Here is a 23,122-nt window from a genome sequence, read left to right on the forward strand (position 1 = left end):
CGTGACCCGACATCACCGGCCCACGCATTCGCTCGCGCCGCCGCCGGATGGGAGCATCGGAACATGATCACCAGGTGTGTCCGGCTCGTCCTCGCCGCGGTGCTGGCCTGCCTCGCCGTGCTGCTCGTCGGCTGCGCAGGCAAGGGCGGCGCTCAACCGGACGGCCCCGGCTCCTCCGCGCCCGCCCCGGCCTCGGCTCCCGGCTGGGCCAAGGGCATGGCGACGGTCGCGGCGGACCGGCTGCCGTCCGAGGCGCGGCGCACGCTCACGCTCATCGACAAGGGCGGCCCCTTCCCGTACAGCAAGGACGGTGTGGTGTTCGGCAACGTCGAGAAGCTGCTGCCCCCGCACAAGCGCGGCTACTACCACGAGTACACCGTCGACACCCCGAACTCCCGCGACCGCGGCGCACGGCGCCTCGTCACCGGGCAGAGCGGCGAGTTCTACTACACCGGCGACCACTACAAGACGTTCAAGGCGGTGCTGCGATGACGGCCCAACCGTACGACGCGCTCCGCGCCGCCGGATGGCAGGTCGACGTCCTCGACCTCGGCGGGGTCACCGGCAAAGCCGCCTTCATGGACCGCGCGGCGGCGGCGCTGCGGCTGCCCGACTGGTTCGGCCGGAACTGGGACGCCCTCGCCGACTGCCTGGGCGACCCCGACTGGGGCCCGGCCGATCCCGGCCGCCTCCTCGTGGTCACCCGCTGGCAGGAGTACGCCGCCCGGCGGCCCGAGGAGTGGGCGACCGCACTGGAGATTCTGGACGCCTCGGCGGCGCCGGGACCGTACGGGAGCTTGGCGATCCACCTGGCGCTAGGAGGATCGCACCAGCCCCCGGGCCCCGTCCCTGGATGATCGGCCCGGGCAGCGCAATCGTACGAACATGGGACAATGAACTACGTGCTTTTCCCCTGGCTGAAATGCCCGGGGCCACCTCGAACGACTGGGATGTTCAGCACGTGCGTTTCCTCAACGACATCAAGCCGCCGTACGACCTGACGTACGACGATGTGTTCATGGTGCCGAGCCGCTCCGCGGTGGGCTCCCGCCAGGGCGTCGACCTGGCCTCCCCCGACGGCACGGGCACCACCATCCCGCTGGTCGTCGCCAACATGACCGCGATCGCCGGGCGCCGCATGGCCGAGACCGTGGCGCGCCGCGGCGGCATCGTCGTGATCCCCCAGGACATCCCGATCGAGGTCGTCACCGAGGTGATCTCGTGGGTCAAGACGCGTCACCACGTGCTCGACACCCCGATCGTCCTCGCCCCGACCCAGACCGTCGCCGACGCGCTGGCCCTGCTGCCCAAGCGGGCGCACAACGCGGGCGTCGTCGTCGACGCCGACCAGAAGCCCGTCGGTGTCGTCACCGACGCCGACCTGACCGGCGTGGACCGCTTCACCCAGCTGTCCGAGGTCATGGCCAAGGACCTGCTGCTCCTGGACGCGGACATCGACCCCCGCGAAGCCTTCAACAAGCTGGACGGCGCCAACCGCCGCTATGCCCCCGCCGTGGACAAGGACGGCCGCCTCGCGGGCATCCTGACCCGCAAGGGCGCCCTGCGCGCGACGCTCTACACCCCGGCCACCGACGCCGAGGGCAAGCTGCGCATCGCCGCCGCCGTCGGCATCAACGGCGACGTGGCAGGCAAGGCCAAGCAGCTCCTGGACGCGGGCGCGGACACGATCGTCGTGGACACCGCGCACGGTCACCAGGAGTCGATGATCGCCGCGATCAAGGCCGTGCGCGGCCTGGACCCGCAGGTCCCGATCGTCGCGGGCAACATCGTCGCCGCCGAGGGCGTGCGCGACCTCATCGAGGCCGGCGCGGACATCATCAAGGTCGGTGTGGGCCCCGGCGCCATGTGCACCACCCGCATGATGACGGGCGTCGGCCGCCCGCAGTTCTCCGCGGTCCTGGAGTGCGCCGCCGAGGCCAAGAAGTTCGGCAAGCACGTGTGGGCCGACGGCGGGGTGCGCCACCCGCGCGACGTCGCCATGGCGCTCGCGGCCGGCGCCTCCAACGTGATGATCGGCTCCTGGTTCGCCGGCACCTACGAGTCCCCGGGCGACCTGCACACCTCCGCCGAGGGCCACCTGTACAAGGAGTCCTTCGGCATGGCGTCGGCCCGCGCGGTGAAGAACCGTACGAGCGACGAGTCGGCCTACGACCGCGCCCGCAAGGCCCTGTTCGAGGAGGGCATCTCCACCTCGCGCATGTTCCTCGACCCGGCCCGCCCGGGCGTCGAGGACCTGATCGACTCGATCATCGCGGGCGTCCGCTCGTCCTGCACCTACGCCGGTGCCTCCTCGCTCGCCGAGTTCGAGGAGAAGGCCGTCGTCGGCATCCAGTCCGCCGCCGGTTACGCCGAGGGCAAGCCGCTGCACAACAGCTGGAGCTAGGGGGTGTCTGGTGGATCATGGCCGGGGGTGCGGCGCCTGGCACGGCACCTCGCGGCGTTGCCGAAACGCCCCGATAGCTCCGCTATCACGACGTTCCGGCGCCTTGCGATGCGCCGCACCAGGCGCCGCACCCTGACCGACCCTGATCCACCAGACACCCCCTAGGGCGACTCGCCCGCCCGCTGTACGGTCCTGAGCCCCCGCGAGTCCTCTCGTGGGGGCTTCGGCACGTGCGGGGCCAGCGCCCGTGCCACCGCCGCCCCGAGCACGGCATGGCCCTCGTCGGTGGGATGCAGGCCGTCGGCGAGGTGGTCCGGGGTGAGCAGGTCGCGCCCGGGCAGCAGATGGAGGTGGCCGTCGCCCTCGGAGACGAGCTCAAGGGCCGCGTCCTCCATGGCGGTGCGCAGCTCCGCGAGCGTCGCGCCCAGCGCGTTCGGGGTCCGCTCGGCCTCCGGGTGCAGCAGCGGGGAGACCAGGAGCAGCGGGGTCTCGCGGTGCCCGCGGCGCAGGAGCCGCACGAACGCCAGGGTCGTCTCGTGCATCAGGGCGGCCGAAAACGGCACCGGTGACCAGCAGTTGGTGCCGAAGGCGAGGGTCAGGACATCTGCGGGGAGCCGCGCGAGCTGTTCGGCGATCGGGAGTTCGCCGCGTCCGCCGCCCGCGTAGCCGAGGTTCACCGTGTCGAGCCCGAGCGCCCGGCCGGCGACGGCGGGCCAGGCGTGTGCGGGCCGCGTCGACCACCAGCCCTCCGTGATGGAGTCGCCGTGCACGAGCCAGCGCGCCGTGCGCCGGGCCGGCGCGATCGTGCCGCCGACCGCCCGCACCCCGATGATCCGGGGCGCCTGCGTCTCGGGCGGGTGGATGGTGAACGGCCCGGGGGAGTGCGGCAGTTGGAGTCGTATGCGCCCTTCCTCGTGCGGGGCCACCGTGGTCTCGGCGAGGCAGTGGTCGCCCTGCCAGAGCGCGAAGGTGTGCGCCAGATCGTGCAGGGCCGCGTCGCGCTCCGGCACCCGGGCGCGGTAACGGATCTCGACGGCGTGTGCGCCCCGCGCGGTGAACTCGATCCGCATGCCGATGGGCAGCGCGGCCCGCTCCCCGGTGTCCCACGGCAGCCGCATCACATCGTCGGGATCGGCGCGGACGGGCTGCCCGTCGGCGTCGAGCCAGGCCACCCCGCGCAGGAAAGGCGCCGGGTCAAGCCAGCCCGTGGCCGGCTGCCCGGCGATCTCGTGCGGCACGTGCGGCTCCATGGGGCGCGACCCTGTATCAGGGCTGACGGCGTGTCAAGGCGGCCCCGTGACCAGGACCACTGCTCAGGGCCGCGAACAGGGCTCTGAGCAGGGTATACGCACGGATCGAACGTTGAAGTGCAACAAAGACGCATCCGCTGCACTTGCGCGCAATGATCAGCCGCCGATGCGCAAGGTTGCTGCATTACGACTGGGAAGGAGAACCCCATAGGGTTCTCGCCGTACGTGGAGTGGCGGGGACCGCCTGCTCGGCGGAACCGGCCACGGAAGGCTCCATGCTGCCCGGAATGTCCCCCTGCGGGGGAAGGCCGGACCGTCGCGGTCACCCGCCGTCCGATTGGCAGCGATAAGGAGCCACCTCAGTGTTGGATCACGGCGCAGCGCCACCCTCGACCGAAGCCCCCGCCGCCGGGGGCCCGCGCCCCGGTCGCGGTCTGATGCGGCGCAAGCCGGTGGAAGCGCTGGTCGCAGAGGGTGGCCAGGGCGAGGGCGGTTCGCTCAGGCGCTCGCTCGGCATGTGGCAGCTGACCATGATCAGCATCGGTGCGACGCTCGGCACCGGCATTTTCGTGGTGCTGGGCGAGGCCGTTCCCAAGGCCGGACCCGCCGTCACGATCTCCTTCGTGCTGGCCGGCATCACGGCCCTGTTCTCCGCGCTCTCCTACGCCGAACTCGCGGGCTCCATCCCGGTCGCGGGCTCTTCGTATTCGTACGCTTACGCAACGCTCGGCGAACTCGTCGCGTGGATCTGCGGCTGGTGCCTGATCCTGGAGTACGGCGTCTCGGTGGCCGCCGTGGCCGTGGGCTGGGGCCAGTACCTCAATGAGTTCCTGGACGGCACGATCGGCGTCACGATCCCCGACGCGCTGTCCGCCCCGCCCGGCGACGGCGGGATATTCAACCTGCCGGCATTGATCGTCGTGGTCCTCGCCATGGGCCTGCTGCTCGGCGGCGCCCGCGAGTCCGCCCGCATCAACACGATCATGGTCGGTGTGAAGATCGCGGCCCTGGTCCTGTTCTGCGTGATCGGCTTCATGGGCTTCAAGTCGGGCAACTACTCCGACTTCATGCCGCTGGGCAAGGCCGGGGTCAGCGGTGCGGCCTCGACGCTGTTCTTCTCCTACATCGGTTTCGACGCGGCCTCCACCGCGGGCGAAGAGGCGAAGAACCCCAAGAAGGACCTGCCCCGCGCGATCATGCTCTCGCTGGTCATCGTCACCGCGCTGTACGTGCTCGTCGCGTTCGTCGCCGTCGGCGCCCGCCCCTGGAAGCAGTTCGAGGGCTCGGAGGCCGCGCTCGCCGGAATCATGAAGGACGTCACCGGACACTCCTTCTGGGCCACGCTGCTCGCCGCCTGCGCCGTGATCGCCATCGCCAGCGTCGTCCTGACCGTGCTCTACGGCCAGACCCGCATCCTGTTCGCGATGTCACGGGACGGCCTGGTCCCCAAGGTGTTCGCCAGGGTCAGCCCGCGCAGCGGAACCCCCGTCGCCAACACCGTCGCCGTGTCGCTCTTCTGCGGCGTGCTGGCCGCCGCGGTGCCGCTCGGCAAGCTCGCCGACGCCACCAGTATCGGCACCCTGTTCGCCTTCGGACTCGTCAACATCGCGGTCGTCGTGCTGCGACACACCCGGCCCGACATGCCGCGCACCTTCCGGGTGCCGCTCGGCTGGACCGTGCCGGTGCTCGGCTTCGTGACCTGTGCCTACCTGATGTGGAACCTCGACCTGATCACCTGGGAGTACTTCGGAGGCTGGATGGCCGCCGGTCTCGTGATCTACTTCGGATACGGCTACCGCCGTTCCAGGCTGGCCACCGCCTCACAGAAGTGATCCACCCGCAGTGCGACTCAATGACCTCGATGAACGCATCGTCCACGCGCTCGCCGAAGACGCCCGCCGCTCCTACGCCGACATCGGCTCGCTGATCGGCCTGTCCGCGCCGGCCGTCAAGCGGCGCGTCGACCGGCTGCGGGCGGAAGGCGCCATCACCGGGTTCACCGTCCGCGTGGACCCGGCGGCGCTGGGCTGGGAGACCGAGGGTTTCATCGAGATCTACTGCCGTCGCAACACCTCGCCCGACGCGATCAGGCGCGGCCTTGAGCGCTACCCCGAGGTCGCGTCCGCCTCCACCGTCACCGGTGAGGCGGACGCGATCGTCCAGGTCTTCGCCTCCGACATGCGGCACTTCGAACGCGTCCTTGAACGCATCGCAGGCGAGCCGTACGTGGAACGGACGAAGTCCGTGCTTGTGCTGTCCCCCCTGCTCCGCCGCTACACCTCAGGCAGCCCCGCCTGACGGGTGCACCGATGCGGCTGGGCTCCGCCTCGGACCCCGTTTCGGGCCTGGACGGCCCTCGTCCTCAATCGCCGGACGGGCTGGGGTGTGCCGATGCCGCCAGGGGCGCGGGGAACTGCGCGAGTCGGGGGCACGGTCCGCAGGCGTGAGGCGGGGTTGCCTGGGGCTGCGCCCCGGACCCCGTTTCGGGCCAGGACGGCCCTCGTCCTCAATCGCCGGACGGGCTGGGGTGTGCCGATGCCGCCAGGGGCGCGGGGAACTGCGCGACCGGCCACGCCCGATCCGCACGTGGCGACGCGGCGCAACGAATCGCCGCCACGAGCCGATCATGCGCAACGAATCACGCGGCGACGCGCAACGCTGCCGCCTTGTCCGCGCCGAACGGCGGAACGTACCGTCTAGTGAAACCCACCCCGCACTTCCGCCCCTCCCGAGGACTGCCCATGCCCGCGTTGCGCACCGCCCTGCTCCAGAGCTCCGGCCGTCTCTCGGACGTCGCCGCGAACCTGACGGTGCTGGACGAGGCGGCCGGACGGGCGGCCGGGACCGGCGCCGGGCTGATCGTCTGCCCCGAGCTGTTCCTCACCGGGTACGCCATCGGCGACGACGTGGCCAAGCTGGCCGAGGCCGCCGACGGCCCCTCCGCCCGCGCCATCGCCGAGATCGCCCTGCGCCACGACGTGGCCGTCGTCTACGGCTACCCCGAGCGCGACGGCGACGCCGTCTACAACGCGGCCCAGCTCATCGGCCCCGACGGCGCCCGCCTCGCGAACTACCGCAAGACGCATCTCTTCGGCTGCTTCGAGCAGGAGGCGTTCACGCCGGGCGAGCGGAGCGTCGTCCAGGCCGAGCTGAACGGCCTCCGGATCGGCATGATGATCTGCTACGACGTGGAGTTCCCCGAGAACGTGCGGGCCCACGCGCTGGCCGGCACCGACCTCCTCCTGGTGCCCACCGCCCAGATGCACCCCTTCCAGTTCGTCGCCGAGTCCGTCGTGCCGGTGCGCGCCTTCGAGAACCAGCTGTACGTCGCGTACGTCAACCGGACCGGCCCCGAGGGCGAGTTCGAGTTCGTCGGGCTGAGCTGCCTGGCCGGCCCCGACGGCGTCGCGCGCGCCCGCGCCGGGCGCGGCACCGAACTGGTCGTCGGGGACGTCGACCCCGAGTTCCTGGCCGCCTCGCGCGCGAACAACCCGTATCTGCGTGACCGCCGCCCCGGCCTCTACGCCTCGCTCGTCTGAGTCGCCCCCTCGTCCGAGCCCCCACCCCCCTCACCTTCCGTACTGTGCAAGGAGTCCGTACCCCATGACGTCCACGGTGCCCACCGCCGTCCAGCACATCGACGAGCAGCCGCCCGTCACGATGTTCGGGCCGGACTTCCCTTACGCGTACGACGACTTCCTCGCGCACCCGGCCGGGCTCGGCCAGATACCCGCGACCGAGCACGGCGCGGAGGTCGCGGTCATCGGCGGCGGCCTCTCCGGCATCGTCGCCGCGTATGAGCTCATGAAGATGGGCCTCAAGCCCGTCGTGTACGAGGCCGACCAGATCGGTGGCCGGCTGCGCACCGTCGGCTTCCCGGGCTGCGACCCCGAGCTGACCGCCGAGATGGGCGCCATGCGGTTCCCCCCGTGCTCCACCGCGCTCCAGCACTACATCGACCTGGTGGGTCTGGAGACCAAGCCGTTCCCCAACCCGCTCGCGGAGGACACCCCCTCCACGGTCGTCGACCTCAAGGGCGAGTCCCACTACGCGACCTCGGTCGACGAGCTGCCCGCCGTGTACCGCGAGGTCATGGACGCGTGGAACGCCTGCCTCGAAGAGGGCGCCGACTTCTCCGACATGAACCAGGCGATCCGCGAGCGCGACATCCCGCGCATCCGCGAGATCTGGGCCAAGCTCGTCGAGAAGTTCGACAACCAGACCTTCTACGGCTTCCTCTGCGACTCCGAGGCCTTCAAGTCCTTCCGGCACCGCGAGATCTTCGGCCAGGTCGGCTTCGGCACGGGCGGCTGGGACACCGACTTCCCGAACTCCATCCTGGAGATCCTGCGCGTCGTCTACACCGAGGCCGACGACCTCCACCGCGGCATCGTCGGCGGTTCCCAGCAGCTGCCGCTGCGGCTGTGGGAGCGCGAGCCGGCCAAGCTGGTGCACTGGGCGCCGGGCACCTCGCTCTCCTCGCTGCACGGCGGCGCGCCCAGGCCCGCCGTGACCCGGCTGCACCGCACCGCGGGCAACCGCATCACCGTGACGGACGCGGACGGCGACATCCGCACCTTCCGCGCGGCGATCTTCACCGCGCAGTCCTGGATGCTGCTCTCCAAGATCGCGTGCGACGACTCGCTCTTCCCGATCGACCACTGGACGGCGATCGAGCGGACCCACTACATGGAGTCCTCGAAGCTCTTCGTGCCGGTCGACCGGCCGTTCTGGCTGGACAAGGCCGTCGACAACGAAGGCAACGAGACCGGCCGTGACGTCATGTCGATGACGCTCACCGACCGCATGACGCGCGGCACCTACCTGCTCGACAACGGCCCGGACAAGCCCGCCGTCATCTGCCTCTCCTACACGTGGTGCGACGACAGCCTCAAGTGGCTCCCGCTGTCGGCGAGCGAGCGCATGGAGGTCATGCTCAAGTCGCTCGGCGAGATCTACCCGAAGGTCGACATCAGGAAGCACATCATCGGCAACCCGGTGACGGTGTCCTGGGAGAACGAGCCGTACTTCATGGGCGCGTTCAAGGCGAACCTGCCGGGGCACTACCGCTACCAGCGTCGTCTGTTCACGCACTTCATGCAGGACTCGCTGCCCGAGGACAAGCGGGGGATCTTCCTCGCGGGGGACGACATCTCCTGGACGGCGGGCTGGGCCGAGGGTGCGGTGCAGACCGCCCTGAACGCCGTGTGGGGCGTCATGCACCACTTCGGTGGCACCACCGACGCGTCGAACCCCGGCCCGGGCGACCTGTACGACGAGATCGCACCGGTCGAGCTTCCGGAGGACTGAGCCGGTCAGGTCCGGGCGGACAGCGGGGTCAGCAGGCACCGGGTCACCAGGCCCACGCCCGCGTCAAGGCGCTCGGTGAACTCCTCGGCCAGGGAGGGGAGTTCACGCTCCCACAGGACCTTGGCGGCCGACCACGAGGCGTCCCGTGCCCGCTCCAGGCTCCAGGACGCCAGCAGATGCGTCATGGGGTCGGCCACCTGGAACAGATCGGGCCCCGGCATGAGCTCTTCCCTGATCCGCTCCTCAAGCAGCGTCAGGGCGTCGCCCACCCGGTCGAAGTCCCGCTCCAGGAAGGCGGGTTCACAGTCGAGGGCCCGGCAGCTGTCGACCAGGGCGAGCGTCAGATCGTGCCCGATGTGCGCGTTGATCCCGGCAAGCGCGAACTGAAGCGGGCGTACGCCGGGGTGACGGCGGTACTGGAACAGGGGACGCCAGCAGTCCGGCGGGCGCCGCCCGGCCGAGGCGGCCTCCACCGCCGCGAGGTAGCGCCCGGCGAAGAGCACGTCCAGGGTGGCCGCGGCGCGAGGATCGGCGAAGCCGCCGTGCGCGATGAGCCGGGAGATCTCCTCGGTCACCGTCAGATAGACGCGGTTGAAGACCGCGATGCCGTCCCGGGCCGGCAGGTCGGCCCGCAAGGCACGCATGCGCCGCACCACGGGATCGAGCGGGCCGCCGAACCGGCCGACGTGCTCGCCGGCCGGGGTCGGCGTCCACGCGCTGGGCGTCCATCGGGTCTGCGTCATGGGGGCAGCGTCCCAGCGATCCGCCGCGCCGAGCACCGCCGGAAGGGGGCATGACCGGAACGGATGAATGGACCGGCGTGGAGCGCGCCGCCGCCCCGGCGAGCGGCTATGAACGCCCCCGGCGGCCACTGCCGCCCCCGCCGCCTAGGCCTGCTCCTCCTGCGCCTGCTCGTAGGAGGAGGTACCGGAATCAAGCAGCGGCTCCTGCTGCTTGAGGTGGGCCGGAGCCAGCGCGCGCAGCACGTGATAGCCGGTGATCACCACGATCGTGCCCAGCGCGATACCGCTGAGCTGGAAGGTGTCGGTGAACTTCAGCGTGACGTTGCCGATGCCGATGATGATGCCCGCCGCGGCCGGCACCAGGTTCAGCGGGTTGCGCAGGTCGACCTTGGCGTTGATCCAGATCTGCGCGCCGAGCAGGCCGATCATGCCGTACAGGATGACGGTGATGCCGCCCAGCACGCCGCCCGGGATCGCCGCGACGACCGCGCCGAACTTCGGGCACACACCGAAGAGCAGGGCGAATCCGGCGGCCGCCCAGTAGGCGGCGGTCGAGTAGACGCGGGTGGCGGCCATGACGCCGATGTTCTCGGAGTACGTCGTGTTCGGCGGGCCGCCGACCGCGGTGGACAGCATGGAGGCGGCGCCGTCGGCGGCGATCGCGGTGCCGAGCTTGTCGTCGAGGTCGGTGCCGGTCATCTCGCCGACGGCCTTCACATGACCGGCGTTCTCGGCGATCAGGGCGATGACGACCGGCAGCGCGACCAGGATCGCGGACCACTCGAAGCTCGGGGCGTGGAAGGTGGGAAGCCCGATCCAGTCGGCCCGGCCCACACCCGAGAGGTCCAGACGCCAGTGGTCCACCGCCGCCGCGCCGCCGTGCACCGAATGGATCTTCCCGAAGACGCGGTCGAGCAGCCAGGACAGGCCGTATCCGAAGATCAGCCCGAGGAAGATCGCGATGCGGGACCAGAAACCGCGCAGGCACACCACGGCCAGGCCGGTGAACAGCATCACCAGCAGAGCCGTCCACTGGTCCTGGGGCCAGTAGGTGGAGGCGGTGACCGGCGCCAGGTTGAACCCGATCAGCATGACGACGGCGCCCGTGACGATCGGAGGCATCGCGGCGTGGATGATCCGCGCGCCGAACCGCTGCACGGCGAGACCGGCGAAGAACAGCACCACGCCCACGACGAAGACCGCGCCGGTCACGGTGGCGCTGGTGCCTCCGGTGGCCCGGATCGCCGCGGCGACACCGACGAAGGAGAGCGAGCAGCCGAGGTAACTGGGCACCCGGCCCTTCGTGGCGAGCAGGAAGATCGCCGTCGCGATGCCGGACATCATGATCGCGAGGTTGGGGTCGAGGCCCATGAGGACCGGCGACACGAAGGACGCGCCGAACATGGCCACCACGTGCTGGGCGCCGAGGCCGACCGTGCGGGGCCAGGAGAGCCGTTCGTCGGGGCGTACGACGGCTCCCGGAGCGGGGGTCCGCCCGTCGCCGTGCAGGGTCCAGCGCACGCCGAGGCGCATGGTCGCTCCAGTTCGTCCGTAGGGGTCGGTGATGCGAAAAGATCAGGCCAAATGCTAATGCCGGACCGGGTGCGGCACTTACCCGAGCGTCGACGGCCGGCGGTCCCGTGCGTGCATTCGCGCCGGGGCATGGCCGGTTGGAGACGCGGGCCCTCCGCTCACACGGCCCTGTCGAAGCCGGCCCCCGGCGGCGGTCCGGCCGGCCGACCTGCGGTCCGGCCGACTGCGGTCCGACCGGCCGATCTGCGGTCCGGCCGACTGCGGTCCGACCGGCCGATCTGCGGTCCGGCCGACTGCGGTCCGACCGACCTGCCGTCGGGATGCGCGGTGCCGGTTCAGCTCTGGCGGGCCGGCGCCGCGCCCACGGCCTCCCGCGGGCGGGCTCCCGCCCGCAGCACCCTCGCCCCCGCCACCAGCCCCAGCGCGAGCACGGTCACCAGGCCGAACGACACCATGAGGGAGGTCAGATCGGCGACACCGCCGATCGCGGAGGGGGCGACAAGGCCCGAGGTGTACGTGATCGTCGCGACGCCCGCGATGGCCTGGCTCGGCCGGGGGCCGCTGCGGCCCGCCGCCGCGAACGCCAACGGCACGACGACCGCGACGCCGAGACCCATCATCGCGAAGCCGCCCATCGCGACGGCGGCGCCGGGCGCCCACACCACCAGCACACCGCCCAGGGTGGCGAGAAGCCCGCCGGCGCGCACCGTGCGCACGGCGCCGAAGCGGTCGACGCCCTTGTCGCCCATGAGCCGCGCCACCGCCATCGTCAGCGTGAACCCGGTGGTGCACGCGGCGGCCGTGCCGGCCGACGTGTCGAGTACGTCACGCAGGTAGACCGCCGACCAGTCCAGGCTCGCCCCCTCGGCGAACACCGCGCAGAACCCCACCAGGCCGATGATGAGCGCCGACTTGGGCGGCAGCGCGAACCGGGGCGGCGGCTCCTCGTCCGGCGCGCTGCGCAGATCGAGGACGCCCTGGCAGGCCACGAGGCCGAGCACCGTCAATGCGGCCGCCGCGACCGCATGGTGCAGCCGCGCGTCGGTCCCCAGGTGCGCGGCGAGGGTGCCGGCCGCCGAGCCGATCAGCGCGCCCACGCTCCACATGCCGTGCAGCGAGGACATGATCGAGCGGCCGAGCCGGTTCTCCGTCTCCACGCCGAGCGCGTTCATCGCCACGTCCGCCATGCCGGAGCTCGCGCCGTACACGAAGAGAACGGCACACAGGGTGTAGACGTTCGGCGCGAGCGCGGGCAGCGCGAGGCCCAGCGTCCACAGGGCGAGCAGCCCGCGCAGCGCGTTGCGTGCCCCGAACCGGTGGGTGATCGCGCCGGACAGCGGCATCAGGAGCGACGAGCCGATCGCCGGGAAGGCGAGGGCGAGCCCGAGCTGTCCGGCGGAGACCCCGGCGTGTTCCTGGATCCAGGGGACCCGGGTGGCGAAATTGCCGGTCACCGCGCCGTGCACACAGAAGACCGCTGCGACCGCGATCCTCGCTCGCTTCAACTGCCGTTGATCCAGAGCCGGTTCGGCTTCCATCGCCCGGTCCCTCCCTCGCTGCGGGGCGGCTCGGCGGCCGCCGGGGCGTAAACTATCAGGAACCCTGCCTGATAAATAGGACGGGTCGCAACCCGCTTTCGGCGATCTGGAAGGATCCCCGGTATGCCCGCATCCCCGAGCACCGCCCGGGCCATCAACGACCGGCTCGCCCTGCGTCTCCTGCAGGACGAGGGCCCGTTGACGGCAGGCCAGCTGAAGAATCTCACCGGGCTCTCCCGGCCCACCGTCGCGGACCTCGTCGAACGCCTCCAGAGCTCCGGCCTCGTCCATGTCGTGGGGGAGTCGGGCGCCGACCGGCGCGGCCCCAACGCGCGCCTCTACGCGATCGTGGCCGACCGGGCCCACCTGGCGGCCCTGGACGTACGGACCCATGGCGTCTCGCTCGTGGTCGCCGATCTGCTGGGCACGACGCTGGCCGAGGCGACCTGGCCGGTCGAGCCGGGGGCCGGGACCGGGCCGGCCGTCGAGCAGGTCGTGGCGCTCCTGGAGCGCACCGCGAAGGAGGCGGGCGCCGAGCGGCTGCACAGCGTCGGGATCGGCGCCCCCGGCCTCATCGACCCGGCGAGCGGCGAACTGCGCGACACCACCGGGCTGCCCGCCTGGCACCGCGAACTCGTCCGCGTCCTGTCCCGGCGGCTGCCCGCCACCGTGCTCGTCGAGAACGAGACCAATCTGGCGGCCGTGGCCGAGCAGCGGCTCGGCGCGGCGCGCGGGCAGGACACCTTCGTCCTGCTGTGGCTCGGCCAGGGCATCGGCGCGTCCGTCGTCCTGGACGGAAAGGTGCGCAAGGGCGCTTCGGGCGGCGCAGGCGAGATCGGGTTCATGCCGGTGCCCGGCACCGGAGGGCTGCCCTCCGCGACCGGCTGCGACGGAGGCTTCCACGCGCTGGCACACGCGGGAGCGGTGGCCCGGCTGGCGGCCGAGCACGGCAGGACCGGCAGCGCGGAGGAGGTGGTGCGCGACGCGGACGGGCCCTTCCTCGACGCGCTGGCCGCGCGCCTGGCGATCGGAGCGGCGAGTGTGGTCGCTGTCCTCGATCCCGGCCTGCTCGTGCTCGGCGGTGAACTGGGCCATGCGGGCGGCCCGTTGCTGGCCTCCCGGGTGCAACGCGCCCTGTCCGCCCTCACCCCGCTCGCCACCGAGGTCAGACCGAGCGCCCTGGGCGACCGCGCGGTTCTGGGCGGCGCCCTGCTGACCGCGAGGGACGCCGCTCAGGACGAGCTCTTCGCACCCAGGGCGTGAGAGCACGCCCCATGGGAGGAGCCCGACGGCGGCCAAGGGCCGGGAGACCGCCGCCGGGCGTCTGGACGGAGGGCCGGATCAGCAGGCGCCGAGATCCTGCCAGACCCCCCAGTCACCGGTAGTACCCGGTTCTTCGCCCTTCGTCCACCACTTGGACTTCCAGGTGTGCGACGCGTACGAGACGGTCGTGCCGCCGCCGTACGACGCGCCCGCCGACCAGAGCGGCGCCGCGCACGTGCCGCCGGACGGCGTCGGGGACGGTGAAGGGCTCGCCGAGCCCGAGGGCGTCGGCGTCGTGGTCGGTGTCGTGGTCGGTGCCGGGGACGGCGAAGAGGTGCCCGGATCCGTCACGGTCGCCCCCCGGGTGTGGTCGCCTGCCAGCGCGTAGGTCGTGCCACCGAAGGTCACCGTCCAGTTCGAGGGGGTGGAGACCGGCAGGTAGTAGACGAAGTCGAGGGTGACCGAGGCGCCCGGCGCCAGCGACTGCCGGCTCGGCAGCTTCAGCGAGACGCGGTTGTAGTCGCCCTTGAGGCCGCCGATGTTGTTCGCGGCGGTGCGGTCGCTGCGTACCACCGTCGTGCCGAAGCCGGACTGGTCCTTGGCGTTGGCCGGCGCGGAGGTGCCGTAGTCGAACTGGAACTCCGTACCGCCGGGCAGCGTCGCCTTCGTGTGGTTGGTGAGCGTCACCTTGGGGCTGATGGGGTAGTTGGAGTCGCCGAGCGGGAACTGCCCGAAGTCCACGCCGATGTCGAGCGCCTTCGAGGGCAGGTCGATGGTGGAGCGCCTGTTGCCGTACGGCGTGGCCGACTTGAATGTGTCGTACATCGCGCTGGTCAGCGTCGAGCCCTGCTCGTACTGGCCCTTGGCCGCGTTCCACCCGTAGTCGCCGGCCAGCTCCCAGACCATGGTGCCGCCGATGCCCTGGTCCACGACGTAGTCGGCCTTGGCGTTCACCGACTGCTCGTCCTCGGTGGACAGGAAGACCTTCTTCTGGTCGTTCCAGAGCCAGGGCGCCACCAGCGTGGAGTCGTAGTTGCGGACGTAGGTGCCGGTCAGCCTGGTGTCGGCGGGCAGGCCGTACTGGGTGACGTAGTCGCCGACGATGCCCTTCTCCAGGTTCTTGGCGTGCCACATCGGGTTGGAGCCCGCCGGGGCCTCCTTGCCGTTGGCGTCCAGGTCGTGCCAGAGGTTGTCGATGCCGACGGCCCCGTCACCGCAGGTGGTGAGCCCGGCGCCGGCCGGGCAGGTGGTCGAGGGCGCCTTGCCCCACAGGCCGTTGGTGCCGCCCTGCACGTTCTCGAAGCCGCGCGTGTAGTACGGCAGGCCCATGTTGATGCGCCCGGCCGGCATCGAGCCGCGGAAGTAGTGGGAGGCCCAGTCGGCGTTGAGATAGCCGATCCCGCCGTACTGGGAGGTCGAATAGACGCCGGCGGCCGCGAGTTCGGGGTCCTTCCCGTCGTCGAAGAGCGAGGCGTTGGGGCCGACGTACTGGTTCCAGGCGCCGTGCAGGTCGTAGGACATGATGTTGACGTAGTCCAGGTACTGCTGGACCTGGAAGGTCTCCATGCCGCGCAGCAGATAGCCCGACGAGGGCGCCGCGACCGAGAGCAGGTAGTGCTTGCCGTCGGCCGCCCCCGCGCGGTCGAGCTTCTCGCGCAGTGACTTCATCAGGGCCGCATACCCCTTGACGAGCCCGGCCCTGCGGGCGTTGGAGATCGTCAGGTCGAGCGGGTTGCCCGCGTCCTTCATGGTCGTCGGGTACTCGTAGTCGATGTCGACGCCGTTGAAGCCGTACTTCTTGATGAAGGCGACCGCCGAGTCGGCGAACGTGTCGACGCCGGTCTGGTTGACGGAGCTGTCCGCGTTGGTGGCCATGGCGTAGAAACCGCCGGAGTCCACGCGCTTGCCGTCGTCGCCGAAGTAACCGCCGGTCTCGGCCCAACCGCCCACGGAGATCAGGGTTTTGACGTCGGGATGCTGCTTCTTGAACTTGTTGAGCAGATTGAAATGGCCCTTGTAGGGGAGTGCGGGGTCCATCTCGGCGCCCGCCACGCCCGGCCAGGTCATGCCGGTCGCGGCGTTCTTCTCGCTGTCGCTCCCGACGGAGATCTTGTTGTCCGGACCGACGTGCGCGAAGGCGTAGTTGATGTGGGTGACCTTGTCCCACGGGATGTCGGAGGCGAGGTAGGCGGGCGTCCCGTCCTGGCCGGTGCGCCAGCCGGTGAAGTAGCCGATGACACGGCGCTGGTGGTCGGCGCCCATCTTCTCGCGGCCGTCGGTGTCGTACACGGAGCAGTACGGGACGTCGACGCCGGGAGTCTTGTAGAGCCCGTCGGGCCGGCAGGCCTCGTTGTCCACGGCGGCCTGCGAGACGCCGGTGGACAGCGAGCCGAACAGCAGCCCCGCGACCACCGTGGCGGTCGTGAGCAGCGCGGCCCGTCTGCGGGTGGGGGTGAGCACGAGCGGTTCCTCCTGGGAGGTGGGACGGAACACAGCGAACAGGGCGGTGGTCGTGCACGGCCCCGGCGTGCGCACACCGTCGGGCCTCTCCTCGGAGGTGACGCAGAGATTAAGAGGACTAGACCAGTACGGTCAATAGGTATGGACCAATGGGGTCGCGGCGGCCCCGGCAGGTCCGCGCCGGAGGCGGCCCCGAGGCGTCGGCCGGGCTGTGAGTCAGGCCACATCGCCTCGCCCGTATGGCTTTCCGTCAGCCGTGGCACACTGACCCTGTACCAGCAGCAGCGCACTCCGGGGTCGGTGTAATTCCGAACCGGCGGTTACAGTCCGCGACCCGTCCGCATCCAGCGGCCGGTTGACCAGGTGAAACTCCTGGACCGACGGTGAAAGTCCGGATGGGAGGCAGTGCGCGGCGGGCGGACCGTTCCACGGTCGCGCCGGCCGTCTGTTACCGGTCGCCATCCATGGCACCGGTCTCTTTCGGCCGTGGCGTGAGCTGTGCGCGATGGTCTGTTGTCCCGCTCTCTGTCGTCATCGACAGGCCCCGGAGTCCGTGCCCGAAGAGGCAGGAGGACCCGGTGACCACCGCAGCCGACGCAGACGCCATGCGCCGAGCCATTGGGCTCGCGGCGCGCGGGCTCGGCTCCACCAGCCCCAACCCGGTCGTCGGGTGCGTCATCACCGACGCATCGGGCACCGTCGTCGGCGAGGGCCACCACCAGCGGGCCGGGGGGCCGCACGCCGAGGTCCACGCCCTGCGGGCCGCGGGTGAGCGCGCTCGCGGCGGCACCGCCTACGTCACCCTCGAACCCTGCAACCACACCGGCCGCACCGGCCCCTGCGCCCAGGCGCTCATCGAGGCCGGCGTCACCCGCGTCCTGTACGCGGTCGCCGACCCGAACCCGCAGGCCACCGGCGGCGCCGACACCCTGCGCGCGGCCGGCGTCCAGGTCGAGCTCGGGCTGCTCGGCGACGAGGCCGAGGCCGGCAACACCGCCTGGCTCACCTCCGTACGCCTGGGCCGCCCGCACGTCACCTGGAAGTACGCGGCGACCCTGGACGGCAGGACCGCCGCCGCCGACGGCACCAGCCGCTGGATCACCTCCGCCGAAGCCCGCGCCGACGTCCACCGGCTGCGCGCCGAGTCCGACGCCGTGATCGTCGGCTCCGGCACCGCCCGCACCGACGACCCGCACCTGGCGGCCCGCGGCATCGAGGGGGCAACTCAGCCCCTGCGCCTGGCAGTCGACACCAACGCGAGCGCCGTCAAGCCCGGCGCCCGCATCCTCGACGGCGCGGCGGACACCCTGATCGCGGTCGCCGAGGACGCCGACGCGGCCCACCTGCCGAAGGACGCGGTGCTGCGCCTGCCGCGCGCCGCCACCGGCCTCGACATCCCCGCGCTGCTCGCCGCCCTGCACACCCGGGGCGTGCGCTCCGTACTCCTCGAAGGCGGGCCCACCCTGGCCGGCGCCTTCGTCGCCGCGGGCGCCGTCGACACGGTCGTCGGCTACCTCGCGCCCGCCCTGCTCGGCGCCGGGCCCACCGCGCTCGCCGACGCGGGAATCCCCACCATCACCGAGGCGTTGCGGCTCACCATCACCGAGGCCGTGCGCCTCGGACCCGATCTGCGCATCACCGCCACCCCACTCGCCAAGGAGCGCTGACCGTGTTCACCGGAATCGTCGAAGAGCTGGGCGAGGTCGCCGCCATCGAGACCCTGGGGGACGCCTCCCGCTTCCGTCTGCGCGGCCCCCTGGTCACCGAGGACGCCAAACACGGCGACTCCATCGCCGTCAACGGGGTGTGTCTGACCGTCGTCGAGTTCGGCGACGGCGAGTTCACCGCCGACGTGATGGACGAGACGCTGAAGCGCTCAAGCCTCGGCGCCCTGGAGGTCGGCTCCCGGGTCAACCTGGAGCGGCCGATGGCCGTCGGCGACCGGCTCGGCGGCCACATCGTGCAGGGCCACGTCGACGGCACCGGCACGGTGCTGGCCCGCACGCCCTCGGAGAACTGGGAGATCGTCAAGATCGCCCTCCCCGGTGACCTGGCCAAGTACGTCGTCGAAAAGGGCTCCATCACCGTCGACGGCGTCAGCCTCACGGTCGTGGACGCCGCCGCCGACCACTTCACCATCAGCCTCATCCCGACCACCCTCGCCCTGACCACGCTCGGCATCAAGCAGCCCGGCGACCCGGTCAACCTGGAGGTCGACGTCATCGCCAAGTACGTCGAGCGGCTGCTCGGCGCGAGCCACGGGGGGACCGACAAGTGAGCGCAGTGAACTGGCTGAACGGCGAGGCCTTCACCCTCTTCGGGCAGCACATCAAGTGGTCGGACATGACCGGCAACACCATCGGCCTGATCGCCCTCGCGCTCGGCTGGCGCCGTTCGATATGGACCTGGCCCGCCCAGTTCGTCTCGGGCCTGATCCTGTTCGTGGCGTTCGCCGCCGGGCACCTCACCGGCAGCGCGGGCAAGCAGGTCGTGGTGATGGTCGTGGCGGCCGGCGGCTGGCTCGCCTGGACCCGCGGCAAGCAGCAGGCGCAGGACGGCTCCATCGCCGTACGGTTCGCCACCTGGCGCGAGCGGGCCGTCCTGCTCGGCGCCGCCGCCGTCGGCACGGTCGCCGTGGCCGGTCTCTTCACCGCCTACCCCGCCCTGTCGTGGGACCCGTGGCCCGACGCGTACGTCTTCGTCGGCACGATCGTCGCCATGTACGCCCAGGCCCGCGGCATGGTCGAGTTCTGGTTCGCCTGGCTCCTGGTCGACCTCGTGGGCGTCCCCCTCAACTTCGCCAACGGCTACGCCTTCTCCGGCTTCGTCTACGTCATTTACGGCGCGCTCGTCCTGTGGGGCATGCGCGACTGGTGGCTGCGCTCGCGCATGAGCGTCAAGCCCGTCCTGGAAGGAGCGACGGCATGACCACGCACGCACCCACCTGGTACTCCACCGACAACCGCGAGGACCTGTCCCTCGACCCCGTCGAGCAGGCCATCCGCGACATCGCGGCCGGCCGGCCCGTGGTCGTCGTCGACGACGAGGACCGCGAGAACGAGGGCGACCTCGTCATCGCCGCCGAGAAGGCGACCCCCGAAATCGTCGCGTTCATGATGAGCGAGTGCCGCGGCCTGATCTGCGCTCCCATGGAGGGCGACGACCTCGACCGGCTCGACCTGCCGCAGATGGTCGAGCACAACACCGAGTCGATGAAGACCGCCTTCACCGTCTCCGTCGACGCGAGCGCCGCGCACGGCGTGAGCACCGGCATCTCCGCCGCCGACCGCGCCACCACGCTGCGCCTGCTCGCCGACGGCCGCTCCGCCTCCGGCGACTTCGTCCGCCCCGGCCACATCTTCCCGCTGCGCGCCAAGCCCGGCGGCGTCCTCGTGCGCAACGGCCACACCGAGGCCGCGGTCGACCTCGCCCGGCTCGCCGGGCTCGCCCCGGCCGGCGCCATCGTCGAGATCGCGGGCGAGGACGGCGTCATGCTGCGCCTGCCCGAACTCGTGCCGTTCGCCCGCAAGCACGGCCTGACGATCATCTCCATCGAGGACCTGATCGCCTACCGGCGCTCCGCCGAGCCGACCGTGCGCCGCGAGGCCGAGGTCCATCTGCCCACCGCCGCAGGCGAGTTCACCGCGTACGGCTACCGCTCCACCGTCGACGGCGTCGAGCATGTGGCCCTGGTGCACGGTGACATCGGCGACGGCCAGGACGTCCTGGTCCGCGTCCACTCCGAGTGCCTGACCGGTGACATCTTCCACTCCCTGCGCTGCGACTGCGGGCCCCAGCTCCAGGCCTCCATGGAACGCATCACCGAGGCCGGCCGCGGCGTCGTGGTCTACCTGCGCGGCCACGAGGGCCGCGGCATCGGCCTGCTGTCCAAGCTGCGGGCGTACGAGCTCCAGGAGCGCGGCCGTGACACCCTCGACGCCAACCTGGAACTCGGCCTGCCCGCCGACGCCCGCGACTACGCCGCAGGCGCCCAGATCCTCGCCGACCTCGGCGTGCACAGCCTGCGGCTCATGACCAACAACCCCGACAAGATCACCGCACTGGTCCGGCACGGCCTGACGGTGTCGGGCCGCGAGCCCATGCCCGTCCAGGCCGGCGAGCACAATCTGCGGTACCTGCGCACCAAGCGGGACCGCATGGGGCACGACCTGCCCTGGCTGGACGGCGCCCCGTCGCCGATGTCGGCCTGCGGCAACCAGTAAGCCAAGTAAAGCCAGACAGCACACCGGAAACACCTGAAGGAGAGCACGTGAGCGGCAAGGGCGCACCCGAACTGTCCGTACGCAACTGCGGAGACCTCCGTGTCGCCGTGATCGCGGCACAGTGGCACGAGAAGGTGATGGACGGACTCGTCGACGGCGCCCTGCGCGCCCTGCACGAGCTCGGCATCGACGAGCCGACGCTGCTGCGCGTCCCCGGCAGCTTCGAACTGCCGGTCGTGGCAAAGGTGCTCGCGGGCCGCGGCTACGATGCCATCGTCGCGCTCGGCGTCGTCATCAGGGGTGGCACCCCGCACTTCGAGTACGTGTGCCAGGGTGTCGCCAACGGCCTCACCCAGGTCACCGTGGACACCGGCGTACCCGTCGGATTCGGCGTGCTGACCTGCGACACCGAGGAGCAGGCCCTGGACCGGGCCGGCCTCGAAGGGTCGAACGAGGACAAGGGGCACGAAGCGGTCACCGCCGCCGTCGCCACCGCGGCCACGCTGCGCACGGTCAGCGAACCCTGGCGCTGAGCGACCGGAAACCACCCCTTACCCTAAGAAGCATCATGGCGAACAAACCTTCCAAGAGCTTCGAAGAGCTCTTCACCGAGCTCCAGCTCAAGGCCGCCAACGGCGACCCGTCCACCTCCCGCACCGCCGAGCTGGTGGACAAGGGCGTCCATGCCATCGGCAAGAAGGTCGTCGAGGAGGCCGCCGAAGTCTGGATGGCCGCCGAGTACGAGGGCAAGGCAGCCGCCGCCGAGGAGATCTCGCAGCTGCTGTACCACGTCCAGGTGATGATGGTCGCGCGCGGGATCTCCCTCGACGACGTCTACGCCCACCTCTGAGCACGCCCGCACCGCACCACCCTCTCCGAAGCGAAGGAAGCCGATCTCATGCTGCGCATCGCCGTCCCCAACAAGGGTTCACTGTCCGGACCTGCGTCGGCGATGCTCCATGAGGCCGGCTACCGGATGCGCAAGGAGTCGAAGGAACTCGTCTGCGTCGACCCCGTCAACGAGGTCGAGTTCTTCTATCTGCGCCCCAAGGACATCGCGATCTACGTGTCCGCGGGCAAGCTCGACATCGGCATCACCGGCCAGGACCTGCTGATCGACTCGGGCGCCGGCGCCGAGGTGATCCTGCCGCTCGGCTTCGCCCGCTCCACCTTCCGTTTCGCGGCCAAGCCCGGCACCGTGTCGGGCGTCGCGGACCTGGCGGGCAAGACGATCGCCACCTCCTACGAGGGCATCGTCGGCAAGTACCTGGCCGAGTCCGGCGTCGACGCCTCCGTGGTGCACCTCGACGGCGCCGTGGAGACCGCGATCGAACTGGGCGTCGCCCAGGCCATCGCGGACGTCGTGGAGACCGGCACCTCGCTGCGCAACGCGGGCCTCGAGGTCTTCGGCGAGCCGATCATGAAGTCGGAGGCGGCCGTCATCCGCCGCACCGGCGCCGAGCCCGACAGCGCCGTACAGCTGAAGGTCGAGCAGTTCCTGCGCCGCCTCCAGGGCGTCCTGGTGGCCCGCAGCTACGTGATGATGGACTACGACTGCCGAGCCGAGCACCTGGAGCGGGCCGTCGCGCTCACGCCGGGCCTCGAATCGCCGACGATCTCCCCGCTGCACAACGAGGGCTGGGTCGCCGTCCGCTCGATGGTCCCCGCCAAGGACTCCCAGCGCGTCATGGACGACCTGTACGAGCTGGGTGCCCGCGCGATCCTCACCACGGCCATCCACGCCTGCCGCCTCTGACGCCACCCGGTACCGCGACAAAGACGAAAGCGAACGACACCGTGTCCGCCCCCGCACCTCAGCCGCCCGCCCTGCCGGTCACCTTCAGGCCGACCGTCACCCGGGCCGTCCTCCTGAGCAGCGCAGCCGCCATGCTTATCGCGATGACGGTGATGTCGCTGCTCCTTGAGACCCTGAGCGGGGGCGAGCGGGGCAGCTTCATCCTGATGGCCGCCCTGTTCGCCGGGGTGCTCCTGCTGCTCAGCCGGCCCAAGGTCGTCGCCGACGACACCGGCGTCACGGTGACCAATCTCACCGGCGGGCGCCGACTGGCCTGGGCGGAGATCGTCCGGGTCAACCTCCGCCAGGGCGACCCCTGGGTCTTCCTCGACCTCAGCGACGGCACCAGCCTGCCCGTCCTCGGCATCCAGCCCGCGAGCGGCCGGGCGCGCGCCATCCGCCACGCCAAGGCGCTGCGCGCGCTCGCGGAAACCCACGGCACGCGCACCGACGCACCCGGCGCGGCTCACGACAACGGCTGAGCCCCCTGCCCCACCTGGCACCATCTTGATTACCCTGATGTCGGCGGCGCCGAGCGCGCCCCGCCCCGCACACGGGCCAGCGTCATCGGCCGCGGGGCACCTGCGACCCGAGGAGTGACTC

21 protein-coding genes and 1 riboswitch are annotated in these 23,122 nt (G+C 71.2%); of the genes, 16 read left to right on the forward strand and 5 right to left on the reverse strand.

Annotated features, from left to right (window positions below; translation table 11 throughout):
- Nucleotides 1-63: 63 nt before the first annotated feature.
- The 3 genes from ACGFW5_RS17025 (at nt 64) to ACGFW5_RS17035 (ending at nt 2,404) form a co-directional block, all read left to right on the forward strand.
- On the forward strand, nt 64-492 hold the full coding sequence (locus ACGFW5_RS17025) for a ribonuclease domain-containing protein (RefSeq protein ID WP_393835010.1): 429 nt from the start codon (nt 64-66) through the stop codon (nt 490-492).
- A complete protein-coding gene (locus ACGFW5_RS17030; RefSeq protein WP_393835011.1) occupies nt 489-857 on the forward strand; it encodes a barstar family protein in 369 nt (122 codons plus the stop codon). The genes ACGFW5_RS17025 and ACGFW5_RS17030 overlap by 4 nt, the downstream gene beginning before the upstream one ends.
- Before the next feature lie 65 nt (nt 858-922).
- Nucleotides 923-2,404, forward strand: a complete 1,482-nt coding sequence (locus tag ACGFW5_RS17035) for a GuaB1 family IMP dehydrogenase-related protein (protein ID WP_393835012.1) — start codon at nt 923-925, stop codon at nt 2,402-2,404.
- A 161-nt stretch (nt 2,405-2,565) separates the two neighbouring features.
- Here ACGFW5_RS17035 and ACGFW5_RS17040 read toward each other — a convergent pair whose 3' ends face one another.
- Entirely contained in the window at nt 2,566-3,642 is a 1,077-nt protein-coding gene (locus ACGFW5_RS17040; protein WP_393835013.1) for a GDSL-type esterase/lipase family protein, read from the reverse strand.
- A 374-nt stretch (nt 3,643-4,016) separates the two neighbouring features.
- On the opposite strand from ACGFW5_RS17040, the gene ACGFW5_RS17045 reads away from it, so the two are divergent.
- The 4 genes from ACGFW5_RS17045 (at nt 4,017) to ACGFW5_RS17060 (ending at nt 8,964) form a co-directional block, all read left to right on the forward strand.
- On the forward strand, nt 4,017-5,486 hold the full coding sequence (locus ACGFW5_RS17045; RefSeq protein ID WP_393835014.1) for an amino acid permease: 1,470 nt from the start codon (nt 4,017-4,019) through the stop codon (nt 5,484-5,486).
- A gap of 10 nt (nt 5,487-5,496) precedes the next feature.
- Nucleotides 5,497-5,952 carry an Lrp/AsnC family transcriptional regulator gene (locus ACGFW5_RS17050; RefSeq protein WP_261714895.1) on the forward strand — a complete coding sequence of 152 codons (456 nt, stop codon included), beginning with the start codon at nt 5,497-5,499 and terminating at the stop codon, nt 5,950-5,952.
- Nucleotides 5,953-6,395: 443 nt separating this feature from the next.
- Complete coding sequence (locus ACGFW5_RS17055; RefSeq protein ID WP_393835015.1) at nt 6,396-7,193, forward strand: carbon-nitrogen hydrolase family protein; 798 nt, start codon at nt 6,396-6,398, stop codon at nt 7,191-7,193.
- A 64-nt stretch (nt 7,194-7,257) separates the two neighbouring features.
- On the forward strand, nt 7,258-8,964 hold the full coding sequence (locus ACGFW5_RS17060) for a flavin monoamine oxidase family protein (RefSeq protein ID WP_393835016.1): 1,707 nt from the start codon (nt 7,258-7,260) through the stop codon (nt 8,962-8,964).
- 5 nt (nt 8,965-8,969) lie between these two features.
- Here the strand turns inward: ACGFW5_RS17060 and ACGFW5_RS17065 are convergent, their stop codons facing one another.
- From ACGFW5_RS17065 to ACGFW5_RS17075, 3 genes are all read right to left on the reverse strand, one after another.
- Nucleotides 8,970-9,707 carry a DUF5995 family protein gene (locus ACGFW5_RS17065; RefSeq protein WP_393835017.1) on the reverse strand — a complete coding sequence of 246 codons (738 nt, stop codon included), beginning with the start codon at nt 9,705-9,707 and terminating at the stop codon, nt 8,970-8,972.
- A gap of 144 nt (nt 9,708-9,851) precedes the next feature.
- Complete coding sequence (locus tag ACGFW5_RS17070; RefSeq protein ID WP_393835018.1) at nt 9,852-11,240, reverse strand: uracil-xanthine permease family protein; 1,389 nt, start codon at nt 11,238-11,240, stop codon at nt 9,852-9,854.
- Nucleotides 11,241-11,575: 335 nt separating this feature from the next.
- On the reverse strand, nt 11,576-12,778 hold the full coding sequence (locus tag ACGFW5_RS17075; RefSeq protein WP_393835019.1) for an MFS transporter: 1,203 nt from the start codon (nt 12,776-12,778) through the stop codon (nt 11,576-11,578).
- 123 nt (nt 12,779-12,901) lie between these two features.
- On the opposite strand from ACGFW5_RS17075, the gene ACGFW5_RS17080 reads away from it, so the two are divergent.
- On the forward strand, nt 12,902-14,041 hold the full coding sequence (locus ACGFW5_RS17080; protein WP_393835020.1) for an ROK family transcriptional regulator: 1,140 nt from the start codon (nt 12,902-12,904) through the stop codon (nt 14,039-14,041).
- A gap of 78 nt (nt 14,042-14,119) precedes the next feature.
- On the opposite strand, the gene ACGFW5_RS17085 is transcribed toward ACGFW5_RS17080, so the two are convergent.
- The gene (locus ACGFW5_RS17085) at nt 14,120-16,501 is read right to left on the reverse strand and encodes a chitinase C-terminal domain-containing protein (RefSeq protein ID WP_393835021.1); all 2,382 of its coding nucleotides are present in this window, start codon (nt 16,499-16,501) and stop codon (nt 14,120-14,122) included.
- A gap of 282 nt (nt 16,502-16,783) precedes the next feature.
- Nucleotides 16,784-16,914: riboswitch (FMN riboswitch) on the forward strand.
- A 165-nt stretch (nt 16,915-17,079) separates the two neighbouring features.
- Here ACGFW5_RS17085 and ribD point away from each other — a divergent pair.
- Genes ribD through ACGFW5_RS17125 form a run of 8 tightly spaced genes read left to right on the forward strand, consistent with a single transcriptional unit; the run spans nt 17,080 to nt 23,001 of the window.
- Entirely contained in the window at nt 17,080-18,168 is a 1,089-nt protein-coding gene (gene ribD / locus ACGFW5_RS17090; RefSeq protein WP_393835022.1) for a bifunctional diaminohydroxyphosphoribosylaminopyrimidine deaminase/5-amino-6-(5-phosphoribosylamino)uracil reductase RibD, read from the forward strand.
- A gap of 2 nt (nt 18,169-18,170) precedes the next feature.
- Nucleotides 18,171-18,779 (forward strand): riboflavin synthase, encoded by a 609-nt coding sequence (locus ACGFW5_RS17095; RefSeq protein ID WP_393835023.1) that lies wholly within the window; start codon nt 18,171-18,173, stop codon nt 18,777-18,779.
- Nucleotides 18,780-18,784: 5 nt separating this feature from the next.
- Complete coding sequence (locus ACGFW5_RS17100) at nt 18,785-19,429, forward strand: nicotinamide riboside transporter PnuC (RefSeq protein ID WP_393835083.1); 645 nt, start codon at nt 18,785-18,787, stop codon at nt 19,427-19,429.
- Nucleotides 19,426-20,724, forward strand: a complete 1,299-nt coding sequence (locus tag ACGFW5_RS17105; RefSeq protein WP_393835024.1) for a bifunctional 3,4-dihydroxy-2-butanone-4-phosphate synthase/GTP cyclohydrolase II — start codon at nt 19,426-19,428, stop codon at nt 20,722-20,724. The genes ACGFW5_RS17100 and ACGFW5_RS17105 overlap by 4 nt, the downstream gene beginning before the upstream one ends.
- A gap of 47 nt (nt 20,725-20,771) precedes the next feature.
- Nucleotides 20,772-21,257, forward strand: a complete 486-nt coding sequence (gene ribH / locus ACGFW5_RS17110) for a 6,7-dimethyl-8-ribityllumazine synthase (RefSeq protein WP_393835025.1) — start codon at nt 20,772-20,774, stop codon at nt 21,255-21,257.
- Nucleotides 21,258-21,292: 35 nt separating this feature from the next.
- Nucleotides 21,293-21,574, forward strand: a complete 282-nt coding sequence (locus ACGFW5_RS17115) for a phosphoribosyl-ATP diphosphatase (protein ID WP_393835026.1) — start codon at nt 21,293-21,295, stop codon at nt 21,572-21,574.
- A gap of 48 nt (nt 21,575-21,622) precedes the next feature.
- Nucleotides 21,623-22,480 (forward strand): ATP phosphoribosyltransferase, encoded by an 858-nt coding sequence (gene hisG, locus ACGFW5_RS17120; protein WP_393835027.1) that lies wholly within the window; start codon nt 21,623-21,625, stop codon nt 22,478-22,480.
- Nucleotides 22,481-22,521: 41 nt separating this feature from the next.
- A complete protein-coding gene (locus ACGFW5_RS17125) occupies nt 22,522-23,001 on the forward strand; it encodes a PH domain-containing protein (protein ID WP_393835028.1) in 480 nt (159 codons plus the stop codon).
- Nucleotides 23,002-23,122 lie beyond the last annotated feature (121 nt).

Source organism: Streptomyces sp. NPDC048416 (genome assembly GCF_043200435.1).
In the GTDB taxonomy this organism is placed as follows: domain Bacteria; phylum Actinomycetota; class Actinomycetes; order Streptomycetales; family Streptomycetaceae; genus Streptomyces.

Bases quoted from the DNA above. Each gene is read 5' to 3' on its own strand.
- ACGFW5_RS17115 (WP_393835026.1), top strand. From the start codon at position 21,293: ATGGCGAACAAACCTTCCAAGAGCTTCGAAGAGCTCTTCACCGAGCTC.
- ACGFW5_RS17070 (WP_393835018.1), bottom strand. From the start codon at position 11,240: ATGCGCCTCGGCGTGCGCTGGACCCTGCACGGCGACGGGCGGACCCCC.
- ACGFW5_RS17030 (WP_393835011.1), top strand. From the start codon at position 489: ATGACGGCCCAACCGTACGACGCGCTCCGCGCCGCCGGATGGCAGGTC.
- ACGFW5_RS17025 (WP_393835010.1), top strand. From the start codon at position 64: ATGATCACCAGGTGTGTCCGGCTCGTCCTCGCCGCGGTGCTGGCCTGC.
- ACGFW5_RS17055 (WP_393835015.1), top strand. From the start codon at position 6,396: ATGCCCGCGTTGCGCACCGCCCTGCTCCAGAGCTCCGGCCGTCTCTCG.
- ACGFW5_RS17105 (WP_393835024.1), top strand. From the start codon at position 19,426: ATGACCACGCACGCACCCACCTGGTACTCCACCGACAACCGCGAGGAC.
- ACGFW5_RS17060 (WP_393835016.1), top strand. From the start codon at position 7,258: ATGACGTCCACGGTGCCCACCGCCGTCCAGCACATCGACGAGCAGCCG.
- ACGFW5_RS17065 (WP_393835017.1), bottom strand. From the start codon at position 9,707: ATGACGCAGACCCGATGGACGCCCAGCGCGTGGACGCCGACCCCGGCC.
- ACGFW5_RS17035 (WP_393835012.1), top strand. From the start codon at position 923: ATGCCCGGGGCCACCTCGAACGACTGGGATGTTCAGCACGTGCGTTTC.
- hisG (WP_393835027.1), top strand. From the start codon at position 21,623: ATGCTGCGCATCGCCGTCCCCAACAAGGGTTCACTGTCCGGACCTGCG.
- ACGFW5_RS17075 (WP_393835019.1), bottom strand. From the start codon at position 12,778: ATGGAAGCCGAACCGGCTCTGGATCAACGGCAGTTGAAGCGAGCGAGG.
- ACGFW5_RS17080 (WP_393835020.1), top strand. From the start codon at position 12,902: ATGCCCGCATCCCCGAGCACCGCCCGGGCCATCAACGACCGGCTCGCC.